At 70.7% G+C, this 14,730-nt stretch carries 12 protein-coding genes; 7 read left to right on the forward strand and 5 right to left on the reverse strand.

Annotated elements, in window-relative coordinates; genetic code table 11:
- Window positions 1-241 precede the first annotated feature (241 nt).
- Window positions 242-1,405 (forward strand): GuaB3 family IMP dehydrogenase-related protein, encoded by a 1,164-nt coding sequence (locus NNI01S_RS18550; RefSeq protein ID WP_063021372.1) that lies wholly within the window; start codon window positions 242-244, stop codon window positions 1,403-1,405.
- A gap of 334 nt (window positions 1,406-1,739) precedes the next feature.
- Here NNI01S_RS18550 and NNI01S_RS18555 read toward each other — a convergent pair whose 3' ends face one another.
- The gene (locus NNI01S_RS18555) at window positions 1,740-2,540 is read right to left on the reverse strand and encodes an alpha/beta fold hydrolase (RefSeq protein ID WP_063021373.1); all 801 of its coding nucleotides are present in this window, start codon (window positions 2,538-2,540) and stop codon (window positions 1,740-1,742) included.
- Window positions 2,541-2,658: 118 nt separating this feature from the next.
- Between NNI01S_RS18555 and guaA the strand changes: the two genes are divergently transcribed.
- Window positions 2,659-4,233, forward strand: coding sequence for a glutamine-hydrolyzing GMP synthase (guaA, locus tag NNI01S_RS18560; protein ID WP_063021374.1), 1,575 nt, complete (start codon window positions 2,659-2,661; stop codon window positions 4,231-4,233).
- A 315-nt stretch (window positions 4,234-4,548) separates the two neighbouring features.
- Here the strand turns inward: guaA and NNI01S_RS18565 are convergent, their stop codons facing one another.
- Together NNI01S_RS18565 and NNI01S_RS18570 are read right to left on the reverse strand one after the other, a co-directional pair.
- Window positions 4,549-4,767 (reverse strand): hypothetical protein, encoded by a 219-nt coding sequence (locus NNI01S_RS18565; RefSeq protein WP_063021375.1) that lies wholly within the window; start codon window positions 4,765-4,767, stop codon window positions 4,549-4,551.
- Complete coding sequence (locus NNI01S_RS18570) at window positions 4,760-6,424, reverse strand: PspC domain-containing protein (RefSeq protein ID WP_063021376.1); 1,665 nt, start codon at window positions 6,422-6,424, stop codon at window positions 4,760-4,762. The genes NNI01S_RS18565 and NNI01S_RS18570 overlap by 8 nt, the downstream gene beginning before the upstream one ends.
- 308 nt (window positions 6,425-6,732) lie before the next feature.
- Here NNI01S_RS18570 and NNI01S_RS18575 point away from each other — a divergent pair, with 308 nt between their 5' ends.
- On the forward strand, window positions 6,733-7,962 hold the full coding sequence (locus NNI01S_RS18575) for an ATP-binding protein (protein WP_063021377.1): 1,230 nt from the start codon (window positions 6,733-6,735) through the stop codon (window positions 7,960-7,962).
- A gap of 129 nt (window positions 7,963-8,091) precedes the next feature.
- On the forward strand, window positions 8,092-8,727 hold the full coding sequence (locus NNI01S_RS18580) for a response regulator (protein ID WP_157114857.1): 636 nt from the start codon (window positions 8,092-8,094) through the stop codon (window positions 8,725-8,727).
- Between the two features lie 43 nt (window positions 8,728-8,770).
- Here NNI01S_RS18580 and NNI01S_RS18585 read toward each other — a convergent pair whose 3' ends face one another.
- On the reverse strand, window positions 8,771-9,892 hold the full coding sequence (locus NNI01S_RS18585; protein WP_063021379.1) for a serine/threonine-protein kinase: 1,122 nt from the start codon (window positions 9,890-9,892) through the stop codon (window positions 8,771-8,773).
- A 511-nt stretch (window positions 9,893-10,403) separates the two neighbouring features.
- Between NNI01S_RS18585 and imuA' the strand changes: the two genes are divergently transcribed.
- Together imuA' and NNI01S_RS18595 are read left to right on the forward strand one after the other, a co-directional pair.
- Window positions 10,404-11,192, forward strand: a complete 789-nt coding sequence (gene imuA' / locus NNI01S_RS18590) for a DnaE2-dependent mutagenesis accessory factor ImuA' (protein WP_063021380.1) — start codon at window positions 10,404-10,406, stop codon at window positions 11,190-11,192.
- Between the two features lie 76 nt (window positions 11,193-11,268).
- Window positions 11,269-12,852, forward strand: coding sequence for a DNA polymerase Y family protein (locus NNI01S_RS18595; protein ID WP_063021427.1), 1,584 nt, complete (start codon window positions 11,269-11,271; stop codon window positions 12,850-12,852).
- Window positions 12,853-13,021: 169 nt separating this feature from the next.
- Here NNI01S_RS18595 and NNI01S_RS18600 read toward each other — a convergent pair whose 3' ends face one another.
- A complete protein-coding gene (locus NNI01S_RS18600; RefSeq protein ID WP_063021381.1) occupies window positions 13,022-13,720 on the reverse strand; it encodes a class I SAM-dependent DNA methyltransferase in 699 nt (232 codons plus the stop codon).
- A 195-nt stretch (window positions 13,721-13,915) separates the two neighbouring features.
- Between NNI01S_RS18600 and NNI01S_RS18605 the strand changes: the two genes are divergently transcribed.
- Complete coding sequence (locus tag NNI01S_RS18605; protein WP_063021382.1) at window positions 13,916-14,671, forward strand: alpha/beta fold hydrolase; 756 nt, start codon at window positions 13,916-13,918, stop codon at window positions 14,669-14,671.
- Window positions 14,672-14,730: the final 59 nt, after the last annotated feature.

Below are 14,730 nucleotides of genomic sequence, written 5' to 3' on the forward strand. Positions count from 1 at the left end.
CGCCCACCGGCTGTGGCGGTGAGCGACCTGCGGCGAGTTGGCGGTCTCGTGCTGCCCACCTGCCCCCACAAGTAGCCACTGGAGGCGCGAGTCATACGAGCGCCGTTCGCGGCCCGGCTCGGGTCCCAGCGGTCGAAGCGCATGCGCCGCAGGCGCGAGTCTCGACCGCTGGAACGCGAGCCATAAGGGGCCGCGAACACGCAGCGCCGCAGGCGCTGCAAATCAGACAAGGAGATTTCGCGTGCGCGACATGGTGGAGATCGGCATGGGCCGGACCGCCCGGCGTACCTACGAGCTGGACGACGTCGACATCGTCCCCTCGCGCCGGACCCGCTCGTCGAAGCAGGTCTCGCTGTCCTGGCAGCTGGACGCCTACCGCTTCGAGATCCCGTTCCTCGCGCATCCCACCGACGCGCTGGTGTCGCCGGAGTTCGCCATCGAGCTCGGCCGCCTCGGCGGTCTCGGCGTGATCAACGGCGAGGGCCTGTGGGCGCGGCACGCGGATGTGGGCACGAAGATCGATCAGCTGCTCGAGCTCGTCGGCAAGGGCGGTTACGAGCGTGCCGTGGCGTTGCTGCAGGAGCTGCACGCCGCGCCGATGCAGCCGGATCTGCTCGCCGCAGCGGTCGCGCAGGTCCGCGCCGCCGGTGTCACCGTCGCGGTCCGGGTGAGCCCGCAGAACGCGCGCACGCTCACCCCCGCGCTGCTGCAGGCGGGCATCGACCTGCTCGTGGTGCACGGCACGATCATTTCCGCCGAGCATGTCGGCGACGGTGAGCCGCTGAACCTCAAAACCTTCATCGCCGAGCTGGACGTGCCCGTGGTCGCGGGCGGCGTGAGCGATCACCGCACCGCGCTGCACCTGATGCGCACCGGTGCGGCGGGCGTCATCGTCGGCTACGGCTCCTACCCCGGCGCGACCACCACCGGCGAGGTGCTGGGCATCGGCGTCCCGATGGCCACCGCGATCGCCGACGCCGCGGCCGCGCGCCGCGACTACCTGGACGAGACCGGCGGCCGCTACGTGCACGTCATCGCGGACGGCGACATCGCCACCTCGGGGCAGCTGGCCAAGGCGATCGCATGTGGCGCCGACGCCGCCATGCTCGGAGTGCCGCTGGCCGTGGCCGCGGAGGCGCCTGGCCGTGGCTGGTACTGGCCGTCGGCGGCCGCGCATCCGTCGGTGCCGCGTGGGTCGATGCTGCACGTCGACGATCCGTGGGATCTCGGTGGCGAGCCGGTCGGCGACCCTGTGCGCCCGAGCCTGGAGCGCGTGCTCTTCGGCCCGTCCGACGATCCGTTCGGCTCGTTGAATCTCGTCGGCGGGCTTCGCCGTTCGATGGCCAAGGCCGGTTACTCGGATCTGAAGGAATTCCAGAAGGTCGGCCTGAGCGTGCGCGCTTGAGCTCTGTCTGATTTGCAGCGCCTGCGGCGCTGCGTGTTCGCGGCCCTTTTATGGCTCGCGTTCCAGCGGTCGAGACTCGCGCCTGCGGCGCATGCGCTTCGACCGCTGGAACGCGAGCCGGGCCGCGAACGGCGCTCGTAAGACTCGCTTCTCTGGTGGTCGCCGAGTGGCTCGGAGGGCGCCCAGGGCTGGTCGCCGCTGCGTTCCGCCGCACGCGGATCGGCATGCGTTCGTGCACCGTGAAGCTTGCGGCAGGGTTTCGTGCTACCGATCTCGAGCATGCTTCGTTCGGGATCGGGGTGCCATGGTTTCGATGACTCATCCGTGAGTGATTTCATCGCACGCGGGTGGGCTTTGTTCTGGCGCGCAGGAATTGCTGGATCGCGTGGTTCACCGGCTCGGGGTGGGTCATCGTGACGGCCAGTCGTGCTTCGGCGATTTCGATGAAGGTGGCGCCGGACAGCCCGTAAGCCAGTTCCTGGGCGCGCTCGCGGTCCATGCCGCTGTGCGTGGGGTGGATCACCAAGGCGGGACAGGCGATTTCGCGCAGGCGATCCAGCACCGAATCCCGGCTGAGCAGGCAGCCCGCAGCCACCTCGATGCCGCGGCGGTCGCGCACCAGCCAGCGCTGGGTCCAGATCGAGCGGTACCACTCGTCGTCGCCGATCAGCCAGGAGGCCAGCTGGTGCACGGCTCGTTCGCGGGAGCCGTCGTCGTACCACTCGTCGAGGAATTTCCGAGTGGCGGTGGATTGCTCCGGGGTCGGGCCGTGCGCTTCGGTGCTGATCAGGATGAGCGCGGAGACGCGTTCGGGCGCGATCAACGCCGTGCGCAGCGCCGTGAAGCCGCCTTGCGCGGTGCCGCCGACCACGGCCTGCTCGGCGCCGAGATGATCGAGGACGGTCAGCGCGTCGCGGGCCGCGGTCCAATAGGTGAAGGGTAGGCCCTCGTCCCGAGTGCGGCCGTGGCCGCGGGCATCCCAGGAGACGATCCGGAACTCCGGTGCGAGCGCGGCCATTTGGGCGGCGAACATGGTGCGGTCCATGAAGAACTCGTGCGCCAGCAGTACCACCGGGCCGTCCCCGCCGCTGTCCTCGTAGTGGATGTCGGCATCGATCGCGCGGGCGAAGGGCACGAGCAGAAGGATAACCAGCGAGCCGGGCCGCGGGTGACGATTCGGGCGGTCGGCTCGCCTGCCGCGCCGGCCACTGTGCCGATGATTCGCTCGATTCGCCGCTCACTAAACTGGGTGGGTGGCACAAACCCAGAGACCGGTCCTCGTCGTCGACTTCGGAGCACAGTACGCCCAGCTGATCGCGCGGCGGGTGCGCGAGTCGAGCGTGTTCTCGGAAGTGGTCCCGCACACCACGACGGTGGAGGAGATCGCCGAGAAGCAGCCGCTCGCTGTGATCCTCTCCGGCGGCCCGGCCAGCGTCTACGCCGAAGGCGCGCCGCAGCTGGACCCCCGGTTGTTCGAGCTCGGGCTGCCGGTCTTCGGCATCTGCTACGGCTTCCAGGCGATGGCCCAGGCGCTGGGCGGCACGGTCGCGCACACCGGCACCCGCGAGTACGGGCGCACCGAACTCAACATCGACGGCGGTTTGCTGCACGGCGGCCTGCCCACCATTCAGCCGGTGTGGATGAGCCACGGCGACGCGGTCACCGATGCCCCGGAGGGCTTCGAGGTCACCGGCACCACCGCGGGCGCACCGGTCGCCGCCTTCGAGGATCGCGCGCGCAGGCTGGCCGGTGTGCAGTATCACCCGGAGGTGCTGCACTCGCCGCACGGACAGCAGGTGCTGAGCAGGTTTCTGCACGAACTCGCGGGCATCCCCTCCAGTTGGACGCCGGCGAACATCGCCGATTCGCTCGTCGCCTCGGTGCGTGAGCAGATCGGGGACGGGCACGCGATCTGCGGACTGTCCGGTGGGGTGGACAGCGCCGTCGCCGCCGCTCTGGTGCAGCGTGCCATCGGCGACCGGCTCACCTGCGTGTTCGTCGACCACGGCCTGCTTCGGGCGGGGGAGCGCGAGCAGGTGCAGCAGGATTTCGTCGCCGCGACCGGCGCCAAGCTGGTGACCGTCGACGCGGTGGACAAGTTCCTCGGCGAATTGAAGGGCGTGACCGATCCCGAGGAGAAGCGCAAGATCATCGGGCGGGAGTTCATCCGTTCCTTCGAGGACGCGGTGGGCGAGGTGGTGCTCGAGCACGGCGAGGCCGACGGCGCGACGCCGAAGGTCGAGTACCTGGTGCAGGGCACGCTCTACCCGGACGTCGTGGAGTCCGGCGGCGGCAGCGGCACCGCGAACATCAAGAGCCATCACAATGTCGGCGGCCTGCCCGACGACCTGGAGTTCGACCTGGTGGAACCGCTGCGGTTGCTGTTCAAGGACGAGGTCCGCGCGGTCGGTCGTGAGCTCGGGCTGCCCGAGGAAATCGTTGCCCGCCAACCGTTCCCGGGGCCGGGTCTCGCCATCCGGATCGTCGGCGAGGTCACCGCGGATCGGTTGGAGACGCTGCGCCAAGCCGACGCGATCGCCCGCGAGGAGCTGACCGCTGCCGGTCTGGACGGGCAGATCTGGCAGTGCCCGGTCGTGCTGCTCGCGGAGGTGCGCAGCGTCGGTGTCCAGGGCGACGGCCGCACCTACGGTCATCCGATCGTGCTGCGCCCGGTCTCCAGTGAAGACGCCATGACCGCGGACTGGACCCGGTTGCCCTACGAGGTGCTCGAACGCATCTCGACTCGCATCACCAACGAGGTGGCGGAGGTCAACCGCGTGGTCTTGGACGTGACCAGCAAGCCGCCGGGCACCATCGAGTGGGAGTGACCCTCCGGCTGCGCGCCGGGCGGTAGCCGCTCGTCGTCGTCATCGAGCCGGATGACGAGGTCAGCGAGGGCGGTGGAAGGCGCTGTGCAGGATCAGGTGGCCCAGGAGCGCGCCGGCCGGGGCACCAGGACGGGTATCCGGCGGTGTGCTGCGAGCTGTGGGAAGCGTCTGGTCGGTGGGTTTGTCGGAGTTCATTCGGTTCTCCTGTCGTACGACGGCGAGGGGGAGTGTGGTCCGGCTCGCCTGGTGTGCCGGGGACGCTTCAGGGATGAAAAGAGGAACGGCCCGTCGTCGGTGACGGGCCGTTCGGCGTGATCAGGATCGTTTGCGCGGGGAGATCACCAGCGCTATGCCGATGACGATCGCGGCGAGCACGATGACCCAACCGATCGGGATCATGCTGGTCGCGGGCCAGGACGCCGGGCCGACGAATGCCCAGACGCTGATCGCGAGGGACAGCAGTCCCGCGATGAGCAGCGATGCGGCCGGGCCGCCCCGGGAGTCGGTCGTCTCCTTCTTCTCGGTATCAGCCATGCTGCACCTCCACGTTTCCGGCGCGGACGTCGACGTTCAGCTCGAGGACCGGTGCGCCGGGAGTATTCGGACCGCTGATGCCGTTGACACAGCGGGCTTCGGCCATGGTGGCCGCGCAGTGGGTGCGGACGGTCATGTCCGCGGGCAGCAGGACGCGAGCTTCGCCCATCCGGACGTCGAGGTCGACGGTGCGCGGCTCGGTCAGTTTCACCGATCGCAGGTCCAGCGTGCCGGAACCCATGGTCACCTGGTAGTTCGAGGCCAGGTCGGCGACGGAAGCGGGCGCCCACGTGTGATCGCCCATCGCACTCTGCTCGAACTGGATCGGGCCCACCGCGGAGGCGAACAGCACGAACCCGGCCAGGGGCGCGGTGAGCACCAGCAAGCCGTAGCCGCGCCGCAGGAATGCGCCGAGCACCAGACCGAGGCCGATCACGGCGAGCGCCGCCGCCGCGATCCGGCCGGGTGTCATCCACTCCGCGCCCGAGGCCGCCGCCGCACCCGCGCCCGCCGCCGCGAGAACGGCCAGGCCGATCACCACCGGGGTCAGGCGCGAGCGGGGACGCTTCGGCGGCGGGGCGACGACAGTGTGGGCGGGCGTCGGCTCCGGGAGATCCCAGGCGAGCGGAGCGACGCCGAGGGGATCCCAGGAGGGTGGGGTGGAACCGCCGATTATCGCGGGATGAGCAGCCGGCGGGCGGTGCTGGTTCGCGGCGGACATGGGCGCCGGAAGGTCTTTACCGAGGACGACCGGACCCTCGGATGACGTACTCGCGACCGGTTCGTGTCCGTCGGCCGGATCGGACCCGGCTCGGCCGACCGGACCGGAGGGGTCGGCCGGCCCGCTGCTGGTAGCTGCCGGCCCGTGATCGACCGTGGTAGGCGAATCGGCGTGGCCGCTGCCGGTTTCCCTTTCTTCGGCGGACGGCCTCGTGCCCGGCCCGGCAGGGGGCATGGCTGCGTCCGGAACCGCGGTCGCCTCGTCGGCGGCGGGCTTGTGCAGCGGGACCGTCGTCGCGACGCCGTCCGCGGCGGGCGCAGGCGTCTCCGGAACATAGGCATCCGGGAGCTTCGTGTACGGGGTGTACACCGATGTCGGCGGCATGTACATCTCCCCGACGGTCCGGGGCGCGCCCGGCGGGAAGACCGCGCCGGGGTAGCCGGTGGCGGTGATCCCGCCCTCGGGGACGAATCCGCCGAACGCCTCGGTGGTTCCGGGCGGCGGGTTGGGAGTGCGCAAATGCAGCATCCACCAGCCCGCCAGCATCAGTGCGAGGCTGATCAGGCCGGATCCGCCGAGACCGACACCGACCGGACCCATCGTGCTGACCGCGATGGCCAGCGCCACGATCAGCACGATCGTCTTGGTCTGCGACTGCGAGCTGTGGCCCTTGCCGACCAGCGACTCGGCCGCGGACGCCTGATCGCCCGCCGCGCTCAGCAGCAGCCAGGCCAGCAGGTAGAGCACCATGCCCGCGCCGCCGAAGATCGTCGAGACGACGAACGCGACGCGCACCAGCACCGGGTCGATCTCGTAGCGGCGCGCGAACCCCGCCGCGACGCCCGCGATCGGCCCCTGTCGCGGCAATCGGACCGGCCGGGTCTGCCATATCTGCTGGACCTGGTCGCCGAAGCTCGTTTTCGTCATGTTTCCCATGGTGTGCCGCGCCACGGAATCTGCGCATCGGGGGGAACCCTGAAAAACGGCCTGAACACTTTGGACCGATCCACCGATGTAGCAATCACTCAGCTATGCCTGTGCTCGGCGGGCTCGATCGCTTCCGCCCTGGTCGGGGCGGGTTCGGCCCGCAAGATCAGGGTGAATCCGGATGGCTGGCAGCTCTGTTGTCGTGCAGTATCGAAGACATGTACCCGTCTGTTCCCGCGTTCGACACTCGGGGGTTCGACGCTGCCCGCGGGCCGGGCCCCGCGCCCGCGACGGTTCCTGTGCCGCCCCAGGCGCGGATGGTCCGCCGGTCCGGCGGCCGGATCGTCGGCGGTGTGGCGGGCGGTCTGGCCGACCATCTGGACGTCGACGTGTTCAAGGTGCGGATGGCGTTCGTGCTGCTGTCCGCGCTGGCCGGGGCGGGCATCGTCGCCTACGGGCTGCTGTGGATCTTCTCGCCGGGCGGGTCGGACCAGGCGAAACCCTCCGGGGCGGAGCGGCGGCAGGCGATCGGGCTCGCCATGCTCGGGCTCGGGCTCGCGGTCGCCGTGTCGTGGGTGTTCAGTGGGACGGCGGCGAAGGTGATCGCGCCGATCATCGTGGTCGCGGTCGGTGCGGCGCTGGTGTGGCGGGAGTACGACGTCGACGGGCCCCGTTCACTGCTCGGGTTGCCCGCGCGGCCTTCGGTGGTCACCTGGTCGCGCATCGTCGCCGGTGCGACGCTCATCGTGGCCGGTCTCGGGGTGGTGGTGCTGGCGCGGATCGATCTGAGCTCGCTCGGATCGGCGCTGCTCGCGGTCGCGGTCACGCTGGTCGGCGCCGGGCTGCTGACGGTTCCGCTGTGGCTGCGCATGATGCGCGCGCTGAACGCCGAGCGCGCCGCGCGCATCCGCAACGAGGAACGCGAGGAGATCGCCTCGCATCTGCACGATTCCGTGCTCCAGACGCTCGCGCTCATCCAGCGCCAGGCCGACGACCCGCAGGAGGTGCTGCGACTGGCCCGCAGCCAGGAGCGGGAGCTGCGGAAATGGCTGTTCGAGGATGCCGGTCCCGCGCAGTCGAGCTTGGCCGCGGCCCTGCGGACCATCGCGGGCGAGGTGGAAGACCAGCACGGCGTGAAGGTGGCGCCGGTGACGGTGGGCGACGTATCGATGGACGTCGACGGCTCCGGGTCGGGCCTGCCGAAAGAGCACTTCACGGCGGTGCTCGGGGCGAGCAGGGAAGCGCTGGTCAACGCCGCCAAACACGCGGGCGTCCCGGAGATCGACCTGTTCGCCGAGGTGGAGCCGCATCAGGTGAGCGTCTTCGTCCGTGACCGCGGCTCCGGCTTCGACCTCGCGTCCGTGCCGGAAGACCGCCGCGGCCTGGCCAAGTCCATTCGCGGCCGGATCGAGCGCCGCGGGGGCCAGGTGGACATCCTGTCGACCCCGGGCCGCGGCACCGAGGTTCGGATCATCATGCCGCGCAGCGATTCCGGCTGCCCCACCGCGGACGAAGAGCCCGCTCCCGCCGCGGGTGCCGCCCGCTAGGGTGCGGACCCCTTCGATTCCGCGCAGCCGTCACCGCGTGCGCGCGGACGTGACGTCGGTGCGGAGCGTGTGGGGGCCGAGTGTGGTACGGGTTGGGGGTCATGGGTCGGTTAGGAGAAGTAGGTGACCGTGCGGGTCTTTCTCGTCGATGATCACGCCGTTTTTCGGTCGGGTGTGCGTGCTGAATTGAGCCGGGAGGCGGACATGGAGGTGGTCGGGGAGGCCGGCGGGGTAGCGGACGCGGTGGCCGGTATCAACGCCGAGCGCCCGGACGTCGTCCTGCTCGACGTGCACATGCCCGACGGTGGCGGGGTGGCGGTGCTGGCAGGCATCGAGCCGGGACCGGTGTGCCTGGCGCTGAGCGTGTCCGACGCGGCCGAGGACGTGATCGCGGTGATCCGGGCCGGGGCCAGAGGGTATGTGACCAAGACGATTTCGGGGGCCGAGCTGGCCGACGGCATCCGCAGGGTGGCGGGCGGCGACGCGGTCTTCAGCCCGCGGCTGGCCGGCTTCGTGCTGGACTCCTTCACCGGGAGGTCCCCGGTGCCCGAGCCCCCGCTGGATCCCGAACTCGACTCCCTGACGCCGCGCGAGCTGGAGGTGCTGCGCCTGCTCGCCCGCGGCTACACCTATCGCGAGATCGCCGAAACGCTGTTCATCTCCGTGAAAACCGTGGAGACGCATGCCTCCAACGTGCTGCGCAAGACCCAGCAGTCCAACCGCAACGCCCTGACCCGCTGGGCCCACCGCCGCCGCATCGACTGACCGCCGCGCGGGCCGCTCACCCAACCGCTGGTGCGCGCGGACGTCAGAGGACGGCGACGATGATCGCGATGATGATGATCAGGCCGATCAGGAGGCCTACGGCGATGGCCAAGGGGGCGTTGGTCGGCTGCGGGTTCCTGGCGCGCTGCGGCGCTGGGGCCGCGGTGGCGCCCGCGTGGTTGCGGTGCGGACGGGGAAGCGGCGCGGAGTGGGGGCTGCGGATGCCGGACGCCGAATTGCGGGCGGCCCAGGACGGGATGGTTCCGTCCTCGGTGCGGACGGGCGCCCCGAGAATGTACGGTCCGGTGCCGGGACCGAAAGCGGCGGTGAGGATTTCGTCGCGCGCCTCGGCCATGGTCGGGCGGCGCTGCGGTGCGGGCTCCATCATGTGCAGCAGCGCCTGGGTGAGCGCGCCGCTGCGGGTCGGCGGGATGATCTGCGCCATGGCGGCGCGGTGCACGATGACGTCGCTGTCCTCGTCGAAGCCGTACGGCGGCTGCCCTTCGATCGCGGTGTAGAGCGTGGCGCCCAGGGAGAACACGTCGCTGGCCTTGGTCGGCTGGGCCCCGCGCGCCACCTCGGGCGGCAGGTAGGAGGGGGTGCCGGTGATCACGCCGTCCGGTTCGTCGAACAGATCGCCCGCACCGCGGGAGATGCCGAAGTCGCTGAGTTTGGCCATACCCACTCCGGGGCCGCGGTCGGCGACGAGGATGTTGCCCGGCTTGATATCCCGGTGCACGATGCCGACCGCGTGCGCGGCGGCCAGCGCGTCGGCGACTTGGGCGCCGATCTGCGCGACCTCGACCGGCGGCAGCGTGTCGACCAGCGCGAGCGCCTTCGCGACGCTGCGTGAGGGCAGATGCTCCATCACCAGCCAGGGCTCTCCTGCTTCGAGCACCACGTCGTAGACGGCGATCGCGTGGTCGTGCGAGAGCTTCGCGGCGACCCGGCCCTCGTGCATGATCTGGTTGCGGACGGCGGTCGCTTCTTCCTCGCCCAGCCCGGCTGTGGTGAGCACCTGCTTGATCGCGACGTCCCGGTCGAGCAGCCGGTCGTGCGCCAGCCATACCGCGCCCATACCGCCGCCTCCCAGCTTCGACTGGAGGCGGTAGCGGCCTGCGACGAGATATTGGGGGCCGACAGTGGGACGAGCGCGTTCGGTCACGGGTGCAGGGTAGCGGAAAATGAGGCTAGCTGGCCTGATTCGTGTTCGCGCATAGGCGAGACGGGAGGCGCGGCGGTGCGCGCCGGGGCCGTCTGATGACGCCGGTTCGGATGTGTGCCCCACACCATACCGTCGAACGGGTACCGGGGGCTGTGGCCGGACATACGCCGGATCCGTCCCCATCGAGTGGTTGCCGGAGGGCTTCGCTGCGGGGGCAGCGGTTGAGATCGCGGTTTGCCGACCGGATCGCTTTCGCCGTCGGATTGGACGGTGGTCCGCCGGAGGGGGCCACACGCGCGTCGAGCCGTACGCGCGCCCGGCCAGGGCGAAAACCCGGCCCGACGCAGACACGAGCCCGGAACCCTTGACGAAACCCAGGGGTCGGTTTCTACTGGGTCCGTATCGAACGTATATTCGATACGAATCGATAGCTGGATCGGTGCTGACGCTCGAATCGAGGGTCGCTCCGCATGCTTCGCCTCGGGTCCATCGTGGGAAGTAGGTGGTTGGGATGGGTTCGGATGCGATATCGCAGGGAGGGGTGAATCGGGGCGCGCTGTCGCGCGGTGGGGGGCGGGGTGACGCCCCCTCCCTGGCTGAACTGCGCAGACGCATGGCCGCGGTGCCAGGGCGCGGGGAATCCGCGGCGCAGCGGGCTCCGCTCGGCGTCGGAGCCCGAGGGGCGGCGCTGCCCGTGCCCGCCGCACTCGCGCCGCTGTTGCCCGATGGTGGCCTGGTCAAGGGTTCCGTCGTGGCGTACACGGGCGCGAGTTCGCTGCTGGCCGGTCTGCTCGCCGCGGTGACCGAGGGCGGCGGGCATGCCGCGGTGGTCGGCATGCCCCGGCTCGGTCTGCTCGCCGCGGTGGAGATGGGTGCGCAGCTGCGGCGGCTGGCCGTAATCGCCGATCCCGGCCCCGACCCGGTAGAGGTGGCCGCGGTATTGCTCGACGGGCTCGATCTGGTCGTGCTCGGCCTCGGCGGCGGCGCCGTCGCTCCCGCGCGCAGCCGGGTGATCGCGGCCCGCGCCCGCAACAAGGGCGCCACCCTCGTGGTCGCCGACGGTCGCTGGCCCGGCGCGTCCCTCCGGCTCGACGCCAGGGTCTCGGGTTACACCGGGCTCGGCCGCGGGCGCGGGCGCTTGCGTTCGCTCGGCTTGACGGTCGAGGTGCGTGGCAAGGCGGGCCCGCCGCGGCGCGGACGGCTGGATCTGTGCCCGAATGCCGGGCGCGTGGAATGGGTGCTGCGCGAAAAAGCAGCTCGCACAGTCGAAGCCATCGACACCCAGGAGGCGGTGTCGTGAGCGCGCCTGCTTTCTCCGGTGACTCGATTCCCCCCTGCCGCCGGGAACCGTGGATGGAAGGCCGTGCGGCGCCGTGATCCGGCCTGGGTCGAAGCGGGTGCTGGCCCTGTGGTGCCCGGACTGGCCAGCGGTCGCCGCGGCGGCGGTGGCGGGACTGCCCGCGACGCGGCCGGTGGCGGTGTTGTTCGCCAACCGGGTGGTGGCCTGTTCGGCGATCGCGCGAGCCGAAGGGGTGCGTCGCGGCTTGAAACGCCGAGAAGCGCAGGCGCGGTGTCCCGAGTTGTTTCTCGCGCAACAGGATCAGGATCGCGACGCGCGACTGTTCGAGCCGGTGGTGGCGGCGGTGGCCGCGACGGTGCCGGGAGTCGAGGTGCTACGCCCCGGCTTGCTCGTGCTCGCCGCGCGCGGTGCGGCGCGGTTCTTCGGGTCCGAGGAGGCGGCGGCCGAGCGTCTGGTCGACGCGGTGGCCGTGGCCGGTGCGGAGGCGCAGATCGGGATCGCCGACGAGCTGTCCACGGCGGTGATCGCCGCCCGGCGCGCCGCGATCGTGCCCGCGGGGGCGGGAGCGCGCTTTCTCGCGCCGCTGCCGGTCGGGGAGCTCGCGGTCGAGCCGAGCCTGGCCGCCCCGGAACGCGCCGATCTGGTCGATCTGCTGCACCGCTTGGGTTTGCGCCGGATCGGGGATTTCGCCGCGCTCTCCGCGGCGGAGGTCACCTCCAGGTTCGGGACCGACGCCGTGCTCGCGCATCGCTGTGCCAGGGCCGAGCCGGAGCGTCCGCCGTCCGCGCGGCAGCCGCCGCCGGATCTGGTGGTGGAGTACCGCTGTGATCCGCCGATCGAGCGGGTCGATGCGGCCGCCTTCGCCGGACGCCTGCTCGCCACCCGGCTGCACAGCGCGCTAGCGGATGCCGGGCTGGCCTGCACCAGGCTTTCGGTGCACGCGGAAACAGCGGCGGGGGAGGACCTTTCGCGGATCTGGCGCTGCGCCGAGCCGCTCACCCCGGAGGGTACGGCCGATCGGGTGCGCTGGCAGCTCGACGGCTGGCTCACCCGGCGCGACGGTGCGCGACCCACCGCGCCGATCATCGTGCTGCGGCTGGAACCCGTCGAGGTGGTCACGGCGGGCGCGCTGCAACTCGGGTTGTGGGGTGGAGACGGCGAAGAGGACGAGCGTGCCCGGCGCGCGCTGATCCGGGTGCAGGGGCTGCTCGGCGGGGAATCGGTGCGCGTCGGCGTGCTGAGCGGCGGACGCGGACCCGCCGACCGCATCACCATGGTCACATTGGGTGACGAACTCGTCCCCGTGGCCGACCCCGCACAACCCTGGCCGGGACGCCTGCCCGAGCCCGCCCCCGCCGTGATCCTGCTGAACCGTCCGCCGGTGCGGCTGGAAACCGCCGACGGCGCGCTCGTCAAAGTCACCGACCGTGCCCTGTTCGACGCCGACCCGGCACTGCTGCGCTGGGGGAGCAAACAGTGGCGGCTGACCGGCTGGGCGGGCCCCTGGCCGATGGACGAACGCTGGTGGGCACCCGATTCGGACGACACGGAGTTCACCGCCCGCGCACAGGTCCAACTCGATGACGCTCCAGCGGCAGGCAAAGTGCTGCTGCTGGTCTATCACGACGAAACTTGGCGCGCCGAAGGACTTTACGACTGATGACCCGCGGTACGCCACGGCAGAACAGCGTGATCAATCGGCACCGGCTCTGTTCGACTGGAAAGATCAGGTGCTGCCGCCGTCGCCGCGCCCCGGTCCGGCGGCTCTTCTGCACGAGCGGCACGAGTACCTCGCGATCCTCCGCCGGGACACCGGCATGGAAGCGGATTCACTCCGGGCGCGACCACACTGTCGCCAGCGTGAACGGATGCCCGCGCAGGGCGGCCCATTTCGGCTTGCGGGCCAGCCAGGCGTCGTCCACCAGGGCCTCGGCTACTTCGGTGAGCACCCAGCCTGCGGCCAAGCCGGCCGACAGGTGGTCGCTGATCAAGTGCAAGTGGGTGCTGATCGCCACCGGTTCACCCGACGGATCGGTGTAGTGCGTCGGCATTCCGGAGACCATGATGAACTGCGGGTGGTAGCTGACCAGGACGCATCGCGCGCCCGGTGCGGCCAGGCGCCCTGCTTCCGCGTAGAACGGCGTCAGCTCCGGTAGGTGCTCATCGATCAGCGAGGCGATCACCAAGTCGTAGGCGCCGTCGGGCAGGCCGGTGTCCCGCACGTCCGCGCGGGTCAGCGTGGTGTGGGCGCCGCGTTCGGCGGCCAGCGCCAGCATCCCCTGGCTCACGTCGACCCCATCGATGTGCGTTATCCCGCGCTCCCGCAGCCACGTTCCGGTCCGGCCGGTGCCGCAGCCGAGGTCGGCCGCGCGCCGCACTCGGCCGAGGTCGAGGCGCAACCGCCCGAGCAGAGCGAGATCCATCTCGTCCAGGACCGTCTGCTCGTAGGTGGGCGCCCAGCCGTCGTACCCCGTGGCCACGTCGACGGTGCGGTAGTCGCGGCGGTCGAAATCGGCGAAGGAGGGCATGCCGCGAGTATTGTTCCGAGTTCGCGCCCGCGCCAGGCATTTACCGTGCTGCTCGAAAAGCGGACGTGGACAACCCAGTTCGCGACGTATCGATGCCCGGTCTCGGTAAGTGCCGCTGGAACTGCGCTTTTACGGTGGGTGATCAGCGCTACACCGTGCGGAGTCGGTGCATGACTGCCGGTATCCTCGTTGGTCGTGGATCTGAGGCTTGGCCAGGTGACATTCGGAGACGTGCGGATCGCCTACCGGGATTCGGGGGTTGGCGCGGTCAGCGACATCCCCGTGATGCTGGTGCACGGTATGGGCGGCGACGGGCATACGTGGGACCGGTTCGCGCGCGTTCTCGTGCGGTCCGGGCGCCGGGTGATCATCCCCGATCTCCGCGGACACGGCCATAGCTCACACACCGATTCCTACCTCTTCGACGACTTCGGCGACGATCTGCTCCGCCTGTGCGACCAGCTGGAGCTGCCCGCGGTGGACCTGGTCGGGCATTCGCTCGGCGGTTACGCGGTCTCGCGCGTGGCGCAGGACCGGCCGGAACTGGTGCGCAGGCTGGTCATGGAGGAGTGCCCGCTGCCCCTGCAGTCCGGCGCCGAGGAAGTCCACCTGACCCGCCGTTTTCCCACCGTGCCCGAACTGTGGCACGCCACATCGAGCCTGGTCCGGCATCCGCGCGCGGTGCTCGCGTTCGACCGATCCATGACGAAGACGGCGCTCGAACAGTTCCGCAAGCCGAACCCCGAATGGTGGGACCGGCTCTCCGACATCACCGCGCCCACCCTCGTGTTGTGCGGCGGCCCGGGCGGCATGGTCGACCCGGAGAAGCTCACCGTCCTGCAAGCCGGCCTCGCTGACTGCACGGTGACCACCTTCACCTGCGGCCACAGCATCCACCGCGACCGCTACTGGGAATTCGCCGCCGCCGTCCGTCCGTTCCTGGCGGGCTGACCACGTCGCGCCCCCGCAGTCGCGCGACGAAAGCGCCGTCTGCACGGGGACGGCGGGCG

It is taken from the genome of Nocardia niwae NBRC 108934 = DSM 45340 (assembly GCF_001613465.1).
GTDB lineage: Bacteria > Actinomycetota > Actinomycetes > Mycobacteriales > Mycobacteriaceae > Nocardia > Nocardia niwae.